The sequence below is a fragment of the Actinoplanes rectilineatus genome (assembly GCF_000962825.1).
GTDB lineage: Bacteria > Actinomycetota > Actinomycetes > Mycobacteriales > Micromonosporaceae > Actinoplanes > Actinoplanes rectilineatus.
Genome location: NZ_JZKF01000076.1, coordinates 15,980 through 32,060 on the forward strand (window position 1 = coordinate 15,980; position 16,081 = coordinate 32,060).

Here is a 16,081-nt window from a genome sequence, read left to right on the forward strand (position 1 = left end):
TTCGGCGAGACGCCCGTCACCGGACGGGGACCGGGAAAACGATATTCGCCGGAATTGCTTTCCCTCGGTTGACTCGGCCCGTTTCCGGAACCTAGTCTCGGCCGCGATTCCTCCCCTAGTCCCCATTTACGGAAGAGCTCGCGTATGCGTAGGAAAATGATCACCGGGAGTGTCGCCGCGGTCGCGCTGGTGGCGAGTGTCGTGCTGGCGCACACCGCGCGGGCCGCCACCTTCGGCGTCACCGAGAGCGACGGGGCGTACATCGTCGACACCGGCGCCGGCCTGATGTTCACCGTCAGCCGCACCAACGGTGACATGACGTCGATGACGTACGAAGGCCGTGAACTGCTCAGCGGCCGCGCCTCCCACGTCCAGTCCGGATTCGGTTCGGACACCGAGGTCACCGCCGAGGTCCGGGGCGACACGATCGTCGTCACCGAGCACGCGCCGGACTTCTACACCGACGGCGAGATCTACCATTACCTGGTCGTCCGCGAGGACCAGAACAACATCTACATGGCGACCTGGGTCGACGCGCACGCCGCCGGAGAGTTGCGGTGGTACTCGTCGTTCCGCGGCGAGGTGCTCACCGGCGCCTACGAGCCGTCCGACACCGCCGGCGACACCGTCATCGAGAGCGCGGACGTATTCCGCGACGGCGGCCGGACATCGTCGAAGTACTACTCGAACCGGCGTGCCATCGACCAGGGCGTCCGTGGCCTCACCGGCGACGGCGTCGGCGTATTCATGGATTACGGGAATCGCGAATCCAGTTCCGGTGGTCCATTCTTCCGCGACATCGAACAGCAGCGCACCGGCAACAACGACCTCTACAACTACCTTTTCTCCGGGCACAACCAGACCGAGGGGCAGCGCACCGGCGAGCTGTACGGCCCCTATGCGCTGATGGTCACCGACGGATCCACCCCGAAAGCCCGGGACCTCTCCTTCATGTACGACCTGAACCTGCACGACGCCGTCGGTCCGGCCGGGCGCGGCTGGATCGTCGGCAAGGTCTCCGGCGTCGACCGGGCGAACGCCGTCGTCGGCTGGTCGAATCCGGCCGCTCAGTACTGGACCCGGCCGGATGCCTCGACCGGAAACTTCGCCAGCCCGTTGATGAAACCCGGCTCCTACACACAGACCCTCTACCAGGGCGAACTCGCCGTCGCCAGGCGTAGCGTGACCGTCGCCGCCGGCACCGGCACCACTGGCGCCAACCAGAGCTCCACCTGGGCCGAGCAGGACACCATCGTCCGGCTCGGCGAGTGGGACGGCACCCCGGCCGGTTTCAAGAACGCCGCCGAGTCGACCTCGATGCACCCGTCCGACAGCCGCCTGCAGCCATGGCGGTCCGCGGTCACCGGCTCGCAGACCGCGTCGTTCCCCGCCGCCCAGTGGAGCGGGATCAACAACGGGACGACCGTGACCTTCGACCTGACCGAGGAACAGCTCACGGCCCGTACCGTCCGGATCGGCATCACCGCCGCCTTCGCCGGCGGCCGGCCCCAGATCTCGATCAACGACTGGACCCCGAAGAAGGTCCCCGCCGCGTCGGCCCAGCCGAAGTCGCGCAGCCTCACGATCGGCACCTACCGGGGCAACAACACCCTCTACGAGTACGCCGTGCCGGCGAGCGCCCTCGTCGCGGGCACCAACACCCTGACCATCACGGTGGTCAGCGGCTCGACCGGCACCGGTTACCTCAGCCCGGGTTTCAGCTACGACGCCGTCGACCTGTACTGACCGGGCGGCCCCGCACGGGCGGCCCGTGCTCCCACGGACAGGCCTAGCTCTTGCCGCGGCCGAACCAGCGGCCCGCCGCCTGCGGAAACGTCGCGGAGGCGGTTTCGTGGCCCTCGGCCCACGCCACTATGCCGTCCGGCCTGACGAGGAGAGCGCGGATCCCGAGGTCGTCGCGCGCCTGTCCACCGATGTAGCGCAGACGGTCCCACGCCGTCGCCGCTTCGCGAAGACGCCCGCTGCCGCTGAGGTCGAGCAGCACGCCCTGTCCTTCTCGGAGCAGCTCACCGAGGCGGGTGCCGTCCACGAGCAGGAGGTCCGGTGCGGTCCGGCCCACCAGGGGATGTTCCCCGCCCAGGTCGTAACGGTGGCACAACCCGGACGTACGCCGGTAGACATGGGCCGTTCCGGCGGGGGTGCCCAGCAGGTCACGGATCAGGCGCTGGAGCGCGGCGGCGCCGGGGCCCGGCCGCATGGTCGCGACCTGGGCGCGTGACCAGTCGAGCACCGACGCGCCGACGGGATGGCGTTCGCCGGTGTAGGTGTCGAGCAGACCCTCCGGCGCGAACCCGCGCACGGTCGCCGCCAGCTTCCAGCCGAGGTTCATGGCGTCACCGATGCCGAGGTTGAGTCCCTGGCCGCCCAGCGGTGCGTGAATGTGCGCGGCGTCGCCGGCGAGGAGGATCCGGCCCTGACGGTAGGTCGTCGCCTGCATCGCCCGGTCGGTGAAGCTGGAGGCCAGATGAACCTCTTTCAGGATCACTCCGGTGCCGGAGACCCGGCGCAGGACCGCTTGCAGGTGATCGCGGGTCAGTTCCTGCCGGCGGTCGAAGGCGCCGCCGTCGAAGTCCATCATGCCCACATGCCCGTCGAAGGGGGTGCGCAGGTACATGCCGGCCGGTGTCAGGCTGAACCCGAGCGGCAACGCGTCCGGGTCGTCGAACGTCACACGCGCCACATAGCCGGTGAACAGCGGTTCGGTGCCGACGAACGTGAAGCCCGCGGACCGGCGCACCACGCTGCGTCCACCGTCGCAGCCGACGAGCCACCCGGCGCGGTACTCCTTGCCGCCCGCCGTCACGGTGACGCCGTCGGCATCCTGCTCCACGGCGGTGACGGGAACATCACGGACGATCCCGATCCGGTACGCGTCGGCACGCGCGGTCAGCACCTCACCGACCGCTTCGAGACTCGTCATGAGACTCTCCGAAGCCGGACCGGGCACCCGGTACGGCAGAGAGGCCGGGTCGATGTCGGCGGCGTCGAGTTCGATGCCGGCGAAATGGCTCACCGATCGAGGCCCGCCGGAGTTCGCGGCGAATTCCGCCGCGTCGACGCCGGAGGCCGCCGACAGCGCGTCCAGCATCCCGCGGCGGTGGAACGTCTCGACCGAGCCGGGATTCAGGCCCCGTAAGCCCAGCGGGAACGACTTCCACGCGGCACGTGGATCCTCGTCCTGTTCCAGCACGAGCACCGAGCATCCGGCCAGGGCGAGTTCGCCCGCGAGGAACAGACCGACCGGCCCGGCGCCCGCGATGACAACATCATGCATGAGAGATTCCCGTCGACAACGGTGGTCGGTGATCGGGCCGAGGTTCGGCGCGGCCACGCAGGTGGCCCTGCCTCACCAGACTGACGGTGGCCGCTCCCGCGACGCTGGCACCGCGCTGCCGCCGCACTGGCACGGCCGCCCCGCACAGTGGATTCCGTGACGCCCGGGCCGGGGCCGCGGATCCCCCAAGGGCGCGGGTGGCCCGGAGGCTTCTCAGCACATCCGGTCACCGGCTGCCGGCTCAGCGGAAGGATGCAGACGTGACAGGCTGCTAGCGTCGTGATCACCGATGGCGACGGGGAGGGTCGATGTCAGGGCTGTACACGGCGGACCATGCCGACAGTGAGCAGAGGTGGCGGGACGCCTGGGTTCCGGTGGAGCGGCGCCTGCTGGGACTGGACCGGCGCACGCTGCTGCCCGCGGGGCTCGTCGCGCTGCTGTTCGCCGTCGCGGTGTGGATCCTGCCGGCGATCAACGCGTCGGTCGGCGTCGACGACCCGATCAAGGCCGGTGATGTGATCCAGGTCGGCGACGACGTCCAGTTCGTGCCCGTCGCCGGAGCGCAACTGATGACCGGACTGCGTCAGGGCCGGCGGGGCCCGGCGGGCTACCTGCAGACGGCCGCGGTGTCCTACAACGGCACCGTCTTCGAGGTCGTCACCGACACCTACCGGGGCACACCGGCACAGCTTCTCGCACAGATCAAGAAGACCAACGAGGGACTGCGCGTCGACGGCCACGCCGGCTTCCACGTCATCGGCGACCCGGTGACGATCACCAACGAGACCGGTGAGCACGGTGTCGCCGCGCACTTCGACGGCACCAATGCCGTCGGCCTGGTCGCGGCGTTCGTGTTCGGTGACACCGGGGTGGAGATCGAGGTCATCGGCCCGCAGGCCGTCTCCGGCACCGTGACCCGGGAGATCGCCGCGATGCTCAAGTCGGTACGCCCGAACGGCGAAGGGACCGGAGCATGACCGCCCCCTCGCAGCCGGCGCCCACCGGCCCGGCCATCGCCGCCCGCGACGCCGCGATCGAAAGGACCGGCTGGGGTAACCCGGTCATCCTCTGGCAGCCGCGTAACGCCTGCTTCTGGGTCTACCTGTTCGGTGTCGGCTACGGGATCCGGGTCCTGGCCGGCATCATCAACGAGGGGATCCGCCTCTACGCACCGGCACTCACCGCCAGCACCGCGATCTTCACCCTCTACGCCGTGCTGTTCTGGTGGTTCACCGCGCGCATCGACCGGTACTCCCGGCAGCCGCTCGCCCTGATCGTCGCGGCGTTCGTGTGGGGCGGATTCGCCGCGACCTGGGCCATCGCCCTGTCCGGCAACACCGCCTTGCTCGGGCTCTGGGGCAAGTGGTTCGGCCAGAGTTTCCAGATGGCGTTCGGTGCCGGGCTGACGGCCCCGTTCTTCGAGGAACTCGGCAAGGGCTCCGCCGTGCTCCTGCTGATGTTCCTGGCACCGCAGGTCGTCCGCACCGCCTACGACGGGTTCATCCTCGGCGCGTTCGCCGGCCTCGGGTTCGAGATCATCGAAGACATCTCGTACGCGTTGAACGCCGCCCCGGCGGAATTCGGCTCCGACCAGATGAACGCCAGCCTGCACACCGTGGGCCTGCGCCTGCTGACCGGTTTCTCCTCGCACATCCTCTACTCGGCGATCGTCGGCGCCGGCGTCGTCTACCTGGTCGGCACGGTCGCCCAGCGCCGCCGGGCGGGTCTCGGCATCGTCCTCGTGTTCACCTCGATGGTGCTGCACGGCACCTGGGACGCCAACGCCGGACTCGGCAACGGCAACGGCCTGGTGGTCATCGTCCTGATGGCCGTCGAGATCATCGTTGCCTTCGTCGTGGTCATCCGGGTCTTCAACTACACAGTCCGCCCGGAACGCGAGGCCATGCGCGCGGTCATGACACCCGAAGCCGACAGCGGCGTGATCACCACCGAGGAACTCGACGCCCTGGCCGGCGACCGCAAACAGCGCCGCGCCTACCGCAGAGCCGCCCGCGATCGCGCTGACCGCCGTGTCCGGCACCATCGGCTCGAAGCGGCCCACGACCTCGCCGGCCAGCTCGCCGCCTCCGCGGGCGCCGACACCGCCCGGGTCCGCTTCGCCCGTGCCGAACTGGAACGGCTTCGCGCGACGCCGACGACCTGAATCCGCCTACCGGGTGGCGCTGCAGCGCGGAGCGGCCGGTGGCGAATCGCGGTTCGCCTGACGGTCGCCCGCCGGGCCGCCGGGCCGCCGGGCCGCCGGGCCGCCGGGCCGCCGGGCCGCCGTGCGGCCGCGCCGCCGTGAAGACGTGAAGACGTGAAGACGTACAGTGCGGTGAGAAGCGCGTCGATGTCGGCAGTCACGCAGGCAGCGACGCCCTTCTCCTCTTCGAGACGACCGCGTCTCCCTCTTATGTCACCAGCCGAGATTCGGGACTCGATCATCCATATATGTGCACGGAGCTACCTGGGTCGTCGATGGCGGACTGAGCGCCTGAAGCTTTAGCCGTAAGCGGGCTGAAGTCATTCGACGGCGAGGACCGCCGGGTCGCGGACAGTAGGCCGGATGTCGGTGGCACCAGCGGCGCACGGTTCGCCCGCGATGGGTCGCCGACGATGGCTACACGGCGCGGACGACGGCGAGGTCCGCCAGGCCCATCTGGGACCAGAGGTCGGCGCGGATCTGCTCGCGGAAGCTGTTGACCCGGTCGGTGACGGCGCCGAGGCCCATGCGGTCGACGGTGGTGCGGAACGGGCGGGTGCCGTGCGGCATGGCGACGAGGTCGCGGACAGCGTCGGCGACCAGTTGCGGGTCGTGTTCCGCAATGGCGTCGAACTGCTCGTTGTAGGCGGCCAGGGCCTGTGCGGGCATCGCGGCGAAGTCGCCGTAGACGGGCCTCCACGCCTCGACGTCGGTCATCAGGTTCTTGTCGAGGAACTCGGTGCGGAAGCCGTTCGGTTCGATGACCGCCGACTCGATACCGAACTGGGGCAGCTCGAGGCGGTAGAACTCCGACAACGCCTCGGCCGCGGCCTTGGAAGCGCCGTACGGGCCCTGGAACGGGACCGGCAGCTGGGCGGTCATGCTGGAGATGAGCAGCAGCAGGCCGGTGTGCCGCTCGCGGAAGTGCGGGATCACGGCCTGGCTGACCCGCTGCACACCGAAGACGTTGACGTCGAAGATGCGCTTCCAGTCCTCGGCGGAGAAACTCTCGGCCAGCCCCAGGGCGCCACGCCCGGCGTTGTTGACGACGACGTCGAGCCGGCCGAGCCGTTCGACGGCCGTGGCGACACCGGCCCGGACGCTGTCGTCGTCGGTCACGTCCATGTCGACGACTTCGGCGCCTTCCGCGCGTAGCCGCTCCGCCGCGGCGGAGCGCCGGCCGTGCGAGTCGAGGACGGTGGCGGCGACCTGGTGGCCGGCCGCCAGAAGGGTGGTGGTGATGAGCCGGCCGAATCCCGATGCGGCACCGGTGACCAATACGTTCGTCATGGAGATCTCCGTCGTCCCGGGCGCACCGCTGTGCGCCTCGGGCTACGAAGTTACGGATGTTCGTCGGACGATGATCGCGTCCCGATCCGGTTTTCTGTTGCGATCGTCCGAAAGTCGCGAGGTGACAGACCGACCTCGCGGCGGAATGCCGCGCTGAAGGCACTCTCCGAGGAGTAGCCGAGGGCCGGGGCGAGATCGCTGATCCGGGTTCCGTCCTCGCGCAGACGGCGGCGGGCGGTCAGCATGCGCAGGCGGGTCAGGTATGCGACCGGCGGCTCGCCGAGCGTCGCCGTGAATCGCTCGGCGAAGGAACTGCGTGACATGGCGGCCGCCCGGGCGAGATCGTCGAGCCGCCACGCGCGGCCGAGGTCGGCGTGCAACAGGTCCAGGGCCGGCCGCAGACGGTCGTCGCTCAGACCACGCAGCCAGCCGGTGCCGCCGAGCGTGGCGTCACGAGCCACGATTCGCAGCACGTCGAGCAGCAGCAACTGCCCGCCGAGCCGCAGCACCGCCCGGCGGCCGAGGCGGTCACCGGCGAACTCCCCGGCCAGGCGGTCGAGTGTCGAGCGCAGGTGCTCGGCGTCCTGCGCGGTCGAGCGCACCACCACCAGCTCGGGCAGTGCACGCGACATCAGCTCCTCCCCGGCGTGATCAACCTCGATGTGCCCGCCGAGCACGACGTCCGGGGCCTCGGTCCCGGAAGCGCCGACGTGCAGGAACGGGTCGTCGGCGCGGATGCTGAACTCCCGCTGCAGGCCCGCCGAACCGGTGTCGTCGATCGTCACCGAGGACCGTCTGTTGAGGATCGCGACGTCACCGGCCCGCAGGACGGACCGGGTCACCCCGTCGGCGGTGACTCCGGCGCTCCCACGCCCCACCGCAACGATCTTGAGCGGTGACTCCGGGGTGAACCGTGTCAGCCACCGGCCCCCGGCAGCGAAGCCCCCACTGATGACGCCCCGCACCTCGATCAGCTCGAGGATCCGGGAAAGGTGATCGTCGTGCACCGCGCCAGCCTGGCACACGGGCCTCGGCGCTCACCTCGGCAGCCTTGAGATCCGGACGAGTCCCGCCCTGACGAGAGCGGCGATCGGGTCTGCCCAACGCCGCCCCCGTCACCCTTCTTGCCGACCGGGGACACCGGGCCCGCCGGCCCGTCGCTCCAGCCGATGCGCCGGGTGCGGTGGCTGATGACGGACATCAGGGGATCCCGATCCGCCTACCGGACTTCGACGCGCAGGATGCGGCCGTACTCGCCGCGGTAGTGCTCGACCGCTTGGCCGGTCGCGGTCTGTCAGGAGCGGTACCGGCCGCTGAGCACGCCCAGCACGTCGGCGTAGCGGCCCTCGGCCTCGGCGTTGCGCTGCCACTTGACCCGCTCGACCAGGATCTGTTCGGCCTTCGGGTCGGCTTCGAGCAGGCTGATCACCTCGTCGAGGAACTCCTCCAGAGGCATCGCCACGTCGGAGTCCTGCTGGTTCATCAGGGTGGTGCGGGTGGCCGGCGGCACCAGTTCGATCACCTGGACATCGCTCTTGGTGAGCTGCACGCGCAGGCTCTCCGTGAAGGAGTGGACCGCGGCCTTGGTGGCGTTGTACGTCGGCGTCGCCGGCAGGGGCACGTACGCCAGACCCGAGCTGACCGTCATGACCGTTGCGGCGGGCTGGGCGAGCAGGCCGGGCAGGAACGCGTTGACCAGGCGGATCGTGCCGAGCAGGTTGAGGGTGACGGTGCGTTCGGCGACGTCCAGCGACGCCGGGTCGCGCAGGTCCTCCGGTTCCATGATGCCGGCCATGGTGATCAGGGTGTCCAGGGCCGGGTAGCGGGTGGCGAGTTCGTCGCGGGCCGCGGCGATCGATGCCGGGTCGGTGGCGTCGATGGTGACGGTGCCGATGCCGGGGTGTTCGGCGGCGATCTGCTCGAGCAGGGCGGTGCGGCGTCCGCCGACGATGACGGTGTTGCCCTTGGCCTGCAGGCGCAGCGCGAGGCCGAGGCCGATACCGGAGGTGGCGCCGGGGATGAAGATGGTGTTTCCGCTGATGTTCACGGGGTTCCTTCGAGTTCCGATTTCGGGCACGCGGAGATGTCCGCGTTTCCCGGGTGATCGATGAAAAGCAGGGAGATTCAGGCGAACTTCTGATTCCCGAGGACGTCCAGGAAAGCGATCTGTTCGTGGGCGTTGGACCCGGGCCGGGGCCGGAAGATGATGAGGCGGTGGCCGGTGGCCGGACTCAGCACGACGTCGCATTGCAGGTCGAGTTCGCCGACCAGCGGGTGCCGGATGAGTTTCGGCGTCGACGTCAGTGCCACCACCTGCTGCTGCGCCCACAGCTGACCGAACTCGGCGCTGCGCCCGAGCAGGTCGGCCACCAGCTCTTGCGCGAACCGGTCACTCGTCGACCGCTGCGCGACTCCGGCCCGCAGGTCGGCCGCATAGGCCCGGCCGATGCGCTCGTGCTCGGCCGGATCGTTGCTGTCCCGCGACGCCGGATCGGTGAACCAGCGCCACGTGACATTGGACTCGTAACCGGGCAAACCGGCCCAGACGCCCAGCAGGTTCTCCGCCGCCCGGTTCTGGGCGACGACGGTGAGCAGATCGTCGGTGACCTGCGCCGGCGTGTGCTCGAGCGCGTCCAGCAGATACAACATCGCCGGGTCGACGTGCGCCAGCGGTGAGCGTGGCTCCGGCGGCCGCAGCCCGGCGAGGCGGAACAGGTAGTCCTGCTCGTCGCCGGTGAGGCGGATCGCTCGCGCGAGGCTGGCCAGCGCCGCTGCCGACGGGGTGCGTACCCTGCCCTGCTCGAGCCGGCCGTAGTAATCCGGCGACAGCGCCGCCAGGCTCGCGACCTCTTCCCGGCGCAGCCCGGGAGTGCGGCGACGGCCCCCACCGGGCAGGCCCACATCCTCCGGCCGTAACCGTTCCCGTCGATGCCGGAGGAACTCCCCGAGCGCATTGTCGTCCATGTCGACCTCCTTTCTTTCCGGCGTGCATCCAGCATCGCCGGAATGAAACGGGATATGAAGGCCACGTTCAGCCTAGGTGTCGCATACCCCGGCTACCGCCCGATCCGGGGCGTCGGCGACGGCGACCTGCAGCCGCGATGCCGGCCGCGGTGTCACCAGCGGTGGTTCGCCGCTGGACCGGGATCAAACGCCGGAGAGGGTCCCTGTTCCGACCCCTTTCGGCAGGGACTCCCCAGCCATTGAGGATCGGTGTTGTCTGAGGTGAGAACGTCCATTCGCGGAAACGAGAGGGTACGGAATGCCTGACGACAACAGCCGCCGCCGGTTCCTGCTCGGCGCGGCCGGTGTGACCACGACGTCGCTGGTCGCCGGGATGGCCGGCTGCACGGCGAACGACGAGCCGTCCGCGGCGCAGGGCACCACCCCGGCGGCCGCCGCGGGAGGGGAGACCGCCGCGGCCGCGACCACGCTGACCACCCGCCGCAAGCTCGGCGAGCTGGAGGTGTCCAGCGTCGGCCTGGGCTGCCAGACGATGCCCGGGAATCTGTACGGGCCGGTGAGCAGCCGCCCCGACATGATCAAAGTGATCCGGACCGCGGTCGACCAGGGTGTCACGTTCTTCGACACCGCCGAGGTGTACGGGCCGCTGGAGTCCGAGCGGATCGTCGGCGAGGCCCTGGAACCGGTGCGTGACCGGGTGGTGATCGCGACCAAGTTCGGTTTCGAGGTCGATCAGCAGACCGGGGAGCGCGGCGGCCTGAACAGCCGGCCCGAGCACATCAAGCAGGCCGTCGACGGCATGCTGGGTCGCCTGCGCACCGACCACATCGACCTGCTGTACCAGCACCGGGTGGACCCGCAGGTTCCGATCGAGGACGTGGCCGGCGCGGTCAAGGAGCTGATCACGGCGGGTAAGGTCCGGCACTGGGGGCTGTCTGAACCGGGGGTGCAGACGATCCGGCGGGCGCACGCGGTGCAGCCGCTGACGGCGATCCAGAACCAGTACGACCTGCTGGCGCGGGACCCGGAGAAGCAGGTTCTGCCGCTCTGCGAGGAACTGGGCATCGGTTTCGTGTGCTGGGCGCCGCTGGCGTACGGCTTCACCACCGGGACCATCAACCCGTACACCCGGTTCGTCCAGGGGGACTTCCGGGCCTCGGTGCCGTGGTTCTCGCGGGAGAACATCACGGCCAACATGGCTGTCGTGCAGTTGTTGCACGACTGGTCGGTACGCAAGGGCGTCACTCCGGCGCAGTTGTCGCTGGCCTGGCTGCAGGCGCAGAAGCCGTGGATCGTGCCCATTCCGAGCGCCACCCGCACCCCGCATCTGCTGGACAACCTGGGCGCCGAGGAGGTCACGTTCGCCGGCGACGAGCTGCGGCAGTTCACGACCGCGCTGAACGCGATCACGATCCGGGGCGCGCGGGTACCGGCGCCGGTGCTCGCCGGCACCGGGGTCGAAGCGCCGATGCCGTGACGTGGCAGGGCCGGACCGGCCGCCGCTTCCCCCACTTCGGAGTGATGATGATGTCCGCGATGACCCCACACCCACGCCGTACGCTGCTGCGGGCTGCCCTGTTCGGCGCGGCCGGAACCGCGTCCGGGACGGTCCTCAGCGCCTGCACGACGTTCACCGAAGGACTCGACTTCGCCGGCAAGACGATCCACCCCCTCACCACGTACGCGATGAGCGGTCTCGGAAACACCGAGCGTGACTACGCCTCTTCCTGTCCCACCGCCGAGCTGGGGGAGGGTCTTGCCGTGCGCGGCGAGGAGGTCGCCGATGCGCAGCCCGCCGTCGAGGCATGGCTGCGCCGCATCGGCCTGCTTCCCCGCTGACCTCCACCTCCCGGAGACCGGTACCCACGACCGTCCTTCTCCGCAGCCGCGGCGACAGCACGTGGGGACCGCCGGTGCGAGGCGGTGCGCCGTCCGGCATCACGGTCGTGGAGCCGGCCTCGACGCGAGCGTGAGCGGCACCGTCATCGTCATCGTCACCGTTGGGCCGTGACGCTCTGCTGCGTCGCGGCCCACGTGGCCAGCAGTTCCAGGCCGTCACCGGACGGTGTGCCGGGCTGCGCGGAGTAGGTCAACATGGTCAGGCACTCGTCGCCGGGCAGTGCGAGCGCCTCGTACTCCAGTTCCAGTTCGCCGATGGCCGGGTGCCGGAACCGTTTGGCGCCGTTGCGGTGCACGTACACGTCCTGGGCGGCCCACCAGCCGCGGAACGGTTCGCTGCGCATGGACAGCTCGCCGATCAGATTCATCAGGTGCTGGTCGTCGGGGTGCTGGGCGGCGGCGATGCGCAGCGCGGCGGCAGCGGAGCGGGCCATCGCCGCCCAGTCCGGGTAGAACGCCTGAGCGTGCGGGTTCAGGAAGGTGAAGCGCATCGAGTTGACCGGCAGCGCCGGACTCGCGGCGAACATGGGCGCGTACAGCGCCCTGCCCAGCGGGTTCGCGGCCAGGATGTCGAAGCGGTGGTTGCGCAGGAAGGCGGGCACCCCGGTCATCGAGTCCAGCACCCGGCGGACGGCCGGCCGGATCTCCGGCTCCTTGTCCCGGCGCACACGGGCACGGGCCGGGGCCGGCCCGGCGGCGCGAGCCAGGTGATGCAGGTGCGCGGTCTCCGTCTCGTCGAGCCGCAGCGCCCGGGCGACGGCGTCCAGGACACTGTCCGAGGCGCCGCCGAGGTTCCCGCGTTCCAGCCGGGTGTAGTACTCGACGCTGACCCCGGCCAGCGCGGCGACCTCTCCGCGGCGCAGCCCGGCGACCCGGCGGTTGCCGTACGAGGGAATGCCGGCCTGTTCGGGATTCACCTTCGCCCGGCGTGAGCTGAGGAAGGCCTTCACCTCGCTGCGGTTGTCCATGAACTCAGGTTAGGCATCGGACCCCGGGGGAGGGGGTCCCTGCTGGTACCCCTTTGCAGAGGGCCTCCTCACCAGGGCCGGCAGAGGGTTTGCTGCAAACATGTCCCGCCCCCTCACCACGGTGCTCGACCCCGGCGACCGCATCACGGCGCCGCCCGGCCGGGCACGCGCATCCCTGATCGTGGCGATGCTCGGCTTCGCCGTCGTCACCCTCGACACCCAGGTCGTCAACGTCGCCCTGCCCGACATCAGCCGTGACGTCGGGGGCAGCCTGTCCGGGCTGCAGTGGGTGGTCACCGCCTACACCCTGATGTTCTCGGCGCTGCTGCTGTTCGCCGGCACGTTCGCCGACCGGATCGGGGCGCGCCGGGCGTACGGGATCGGCATGATGATTTTCGTGGTGGCCTCCGCAGCGTGCGGGCTCGCCCCGGGGCTGGGGTTCCTGGTGGCGGCGCGGGTGCTGCAGGGCATCGGCGCGGCGCTGGTCACACCGACCTCACTGGCGCTGATCCGGGCCGCCTACGCCGACAGCGCCGCCCGGGCCCGGGCGATCGCGTTGTGGGCGATGGGCGGATCGATCGCCGCCGCGGCCGGACCGGTACTCGGCGGGGCGCTGACCCAGCTCGACTGGCGGTGGATCTTCCTTCTCAACCTGCCGGTCGGCGTCGTCGCCGTGCTGGTGCTGCGCCGGGCCGCCGACTCGCCCCGCACCGTCGTGCCGTTCGACGGGATCGGTCAGGTCACCGCCGTGCTCGCGCTCGGCGCGCTCACCTTCGCGGTCATCGAGGGCGGCGAACTCGGGTACGGCAACCCCCGGATCCTCGCCGCGTTCGCCCTCGCGGTCCTCGCCGCCGCCGTGTTCCTCATCGCGCAGATGCGGGGCCGGCACCCGATGGTGCCCCTGGACCTGTTCCGGTCCCGGACGGTCAGCGTCACCCTCGCGGTGGGGTTCGTCAACATGGCGGCCTTCTACGGCGTCGTCTTCCTGCAATCGCTGTACTTCCAGCAGCAGCGCGGCGCGACACCGCTGCTCACCGGCCTGCTGTTCCTGCCGATGACCGGGCTGGTCGCCGGATTCAACCCCCTGGCCGCGCGCGCCGCGAACCGGTTCGGGGCGGCCGCGACGATCATCGGAGGCCAACTCGTCATGACCGCCGGCCTCATCGGGCTGGTACTGCTGCCGGCCGGCACGCCGGTGTGGCTGGTCGCCGCGGTCATGGTGCCGGTCGGTGTCGGTGGCTCGTTCACCGTCCCGCCGACCACCGCGCTGATCCTCGACAGCGTCCCCGCCGAACGGGCCGGCACCGCCAGCGGCGTGTTCAACACCTTCCGCCAGATGGGCGGCTCGCTGGGTGTCGCCGCCTACGGCGCGGTCGTCGCCGGCCAGGCGACCTTCCGCTCGGGCCTGCACATCAGCCTGACGGCCACCGCGATCCTCATCGTCCTCACCGCCGCCGCGAGCCTGGCGCTACGCGATGGCCACCGCTGAAAGGAAACTCTCATGACCACCGTTCCGAACCTGACGCTGAACAACAGCGTCGAGATCCCCGCGATCGGGCTCGGCGTCTTCCAGACCCCGCCGGACGAGACCCGCGCCGCCGTGCAGGCGGCCCTGTCAGCCGGCTACCGCCACATCGACACCGCGGCCGCGTACGGCAACGAACGCGAGGTCGGCGAGGCGATCGCCGAATCCGGGGTCGACCGCTCCGCGGTGTTCCTCGAAACCAAGATCTGGATCAGCGATTACGGGTACGACGAGACGCTGCACGGTTTCGACAAGAGCACGGCCAAGCTCGGTGTCGAGCAGATCGACCTGCTGATCCTGCACCAGGCGCTGCCCTCGGACTTCGACAGGACCCTGGACGCCTACCGCGCGCTGGAGAAGCTCTACGCTGACGGCAAGGTCCGCGCCATCGGCGTCAGCAACTTCATGGTCGACCACCTCACCGCCCTGCTGGACAAGGCGACGGTGGTCCCCGCGGTGAACCAGATCGAAGTCCACCCGTACTTCGCCCAGCGCGAGGTCCAGGACTTCGGGGCCGAGCACGACATCCTGACCCAGGCGTGGTCGCCGATCGGTGGCATCACGTTCTACCGCGACAGTGAGCACACCAGCACCCTGCAGGACCCGGCGATCGGCGAGATCGCCAAGACGCACGGCAAGTCACCGGCGCAGGTGATGCTGCGCTGGCACCTGCAGCAGGGCCGCCAGGTCATCCCGAAGTCGACGAAACCGGAACGGATCGCGGAGAACTTCGACGTGTTCGACTTCGACCTGACCGCCGAGCAACTCGCCGCGATCGACGCCCTGGACACCGGTAAGCGCGGCGGCCCGGAACCGGAAGCGATCACCCTGGAAACCTTCGGCCGGCCGATCCCCGAAGCCTGACCGGTGCGACCTCGCCGCCCCGCGGGGCGGCGAGGTCTCCCCTTTCCCGTACGAGAAGACACGGAGGAGTCAACATGCGTACCGCCAAGCTCGGTGAACTGGAAGTCTCCCGGATCGGCCTGGGCGCGATGGGTATGTCGCACGGCTACACCGGCGCCGGCAGCGACGACGCCGAATCGATCCGCACCATCCACCGTGCGATCGACCTCGGAGTCACCCTGATCGACACCGCCGAGATCTACGGCCCGTACAGCAACGAGGAACTCGTCGGCCGGGCACTCGAGGGACGCCGTGACCGGGTGGTCGTGGCCACCAAGTTCGGCCTGATCGCGCACGGCGGCGCCGGCCCGTGGCATCGCGACAGCAGCCCCGACAACATCCGCACCGCCGTCGAAGGCTCACTCAAGCGGCTCGGCACCGACCACATCGACCTGTACTACCAGCACCGCGTCGACCCGGAGACCCCGATCGAGGACACCATGGGCGCCCTCGCCGAACTCGTCGAACAGGGCAAGATCCGGTACATCGGCCTGTCCGAGGCGTGGACCGGCACGATCCGCCGCGCGCACGCCGTGCACCCGGTGACCGCGCTGCAGTCGGAGTACTCGCTGTGGACCCGCGACCAGGAGCAGATCCTGCCCGTGCTGAGGGAACTGGGGATCGGCCTGGTGCCGTACTCGCCGCTCGGGCACGGCTTCCTCACCGGCGCCCTACGCACCCCCGCCGACATCGAGAAGCTCGACGACAGCGACTTCCGCAAGACCAATCCGCGTTTCACCGGCGAGAACTTCCAGCGCAACGTGCGCCTTGCCGACCAGGTGCAGGACATCGCCGACCAGGTGGGCGCCACCCCGGCCCAGGTCGCGCTGGCCTGGCTGCTGACCAAAGGCGACGACGTCGCGCCCATCCCGGGAACCAAGCGGGTCGCCAGGGTCGAGGAGAACACCGCCGCGGACGGCGTCACGCTCACACCTGATCAGATCGCCACGCTCGACGCGCTGCCGGTGGCCGAAGGCGGGCACCACACCGACGAGCAGATGCAGATGATCGAACGCTGAGCGCGCCGGGGGCCC

Annotated in this window: 14 protein-coding genes; 8 read left to right on the forward strand and 6 right to left on the reverse strand. The window is 70.0% G+C overall.

What is annotated here, in order from left to right:
• The first annotated feature begins 144 nt into the window (after positions 1-144).
• The gene (locus tag WH85_RS36310; protein ID WP_083449521.1) at positions 145-1,746 is read left to right on the forward strand and encodes a rhamnogalacturonan lyase B N-terminal domain-containing protein; all 1,602 of its coding nucleotides are present in this window, start codon (positions 145-147) and stop codon (positions 1,744-1,746) included.
• Positions 1,747-1,789: 43 nt separating this feature from the next.
• Here WH85_RS36310 and WH85_RS36315 read toward each other — a convergent pair whose 3' ends face one another.
• The gene (locus WH85_RS36315; protein ID WP_045746651.1) at positions 1,790-3,295 is read right to left on the reverse strand and encodes an FAD-dependent monooxygenase; all 1,506 of its coding nucleotides are present in this window, start codon (positions 3,293-3,295) and stop codon (positions 1,790-1,792) included.
• A gap of 308 nt (positions 3,296-3,603) precedes the next feature.
• Here WH85_RS36315 and WH85_RS36320 point away from each other — a divergent pair, with 308 nt between their 5' ends.
• Together WH85_RS36320 and WH85_RS36325 are read left to right on the forward strand one after the other, a co-directional pair.
• On the forward strand, positions 3,604-4,272 hold the full coding sequence (locus tag WH85_RS36320) for a hypothetical protein (RefSeq protein WP_045746652.1): 669 nt from the start codon (positions 3,604-3,606) through the stop codon (positions 4,270-4,272).
• A complete protein-coding gene (locus WH85_RS36325; protein WP_045746653.1) occupies positions 4,269-5,459 on the forward strand; it encodes a PrsW family intramembrane metalloprotease in 1,191 nt (396 codons plus the stop codon). Before WH85_RS36320 ends, WH85_RS36325 begins: the two co-directional genes overlap by 4 nt.
• A gap of 456 nt (positions 5,460-5,915) precedes the next feature.
• Here WH85_RS36325 and WH85_RS36330 read toward each other — a convergent pair whose 3' ends face one another.
• The 4 genes from WH85_RS36330 to WH85_RS36345 form a co-directional block, all read right to left on the reverse strand.
• Complete coding sequence (locus tag WH85_RS36330) at positions 5,916-6,788, reverse strand: SDR family NAD(P)-dependent oxidoreductase (RefSeq protein WP_045746654.1); 873 nt, start codon at positions 6,786-6,788, stop codon at positions 5,916-5,918.
• Between the two features lie 50 nt (positions 6,789-6,838).
• Positions 6,839-7,795, reverse strand: a complete 957-nt coding sequence (locus WH85_RS36335; protein WP_045746673.1) for an AraC family transcriptional regulator — start codon at positions 7,793-7,795, stop codon at positions 6,839-6,841.
• Positions 7,796-8,082: 287 nt separating this feature from the next.
• Positions 8,083-8,835 carry an SDR family oxidoreductase gene (locus tag WH85_RS36340; protein WP_045746655.1) on the reverse strand — a complete coding sequence of 251 codons (753 nt, stop codon included), beginning with the start codon at positions 8,833-8,835 and terminating at the stop codon, positions 8,083-8,085.
• Between the two features lie 77 nt (positions 8,836-8,912).
• Positions 8,913-9,752: a helix-turn-helix transcriptional regulator gene (locus WH85_RS36345; protein ID WP_045746656.1), complete on the reverse strand. Its 840-nt coding sequence runs from the start codon at positions 9,750-9,752 to the stop codon at positions 8,913-8,915.
• A 298-nt stretch (positions 9,753-10,050) separates the two neighbouring features.
• On the opposite strand from WH85_RS36345, the gene WH85_RS36350 reads away from it, so the two are divergent.
• Complete coding sequence (locus WH85_RS36350) at positions 10,051-11,229, forward strand: aldo/keto reductase (protein ID WP_045746657.1); 1,179 nt, start codon at positions 10,051-10,053, stop codon at positions 11,227-11,229.
• A gap of 59 nt (positions 11,230-11,288) precedes the next feature.
• Positions 11,289-11,591, forward strand: a complete 303-nt coding sequence (locus tag WH85_RS47710) for a flavodoxin (RefSeq protein WP_211275556.1) — start codon at positions 11,289-11,291, stop codon at positions 11,589-11,591.
• A gap of 155 nt (positions 11,592-11,746) precedes the next feature.
• Here WH85_RS47710 and WH85_RS36360 read toward each other — a convergent pair whose 3' ends face one another.
• The gene (locus tag WH85_RS36360) at positions 11,747-12,619 is read right to left on the reverse strand and encodes a helix-turn-helix transcriptional regulator (RefSeq protein ID WP_045746658.1); all 873 of its coding nucleotides are present in this window, start codon (positions 12,617-12,619) and stop codon (positions 11,747-11,749) included.
• A gap of 100 nt (positions 12,620-12,719) precedes the next feature.
• On the opposite strand from WH85_RS36360, the gene WH85_RS36365 reads away from it, so the two are divergent.
• The 3 genes from WH85_RS36365 (at position 12,720) to WH85_RS36375 (ending at position 16,066) form a co-directional block, all read left to right on the forward strand.
• A complete protein-coding gene (locus WH85_RS36365; RefSeq protein WP_045746659.1) occupies positions 12,720-14,108 on the forward strand; it encodes an MFS transporter in 1,389 nt (462 codons plus the stop codon).
• Between the two features lie 12 nt (positions 14,109-14,120).
• Entirely contained in the window at positions 14,121-15,008 is an 888-nt protein-coding gene (locus WH85_RS36370) for an aldo/keto reductase (protein WP_045746660.1), read from the forward strand.
• 74 nt (positions 15,009-15,082) lie between these two features.
• The gene (locus WH85_RS36375; protein WP_045746661.1) at positions 15,083-16,066 is read left to right on the forward strand and encodes an aldo/keto reductase; all 984 of its coding nucleotides are present in this window, start codon (positions 15,083-15,085) and stop codon (positions 16,064-16,066) included.
• Positions 16,067-16,081: the final 15 nt, after the last annotated feature.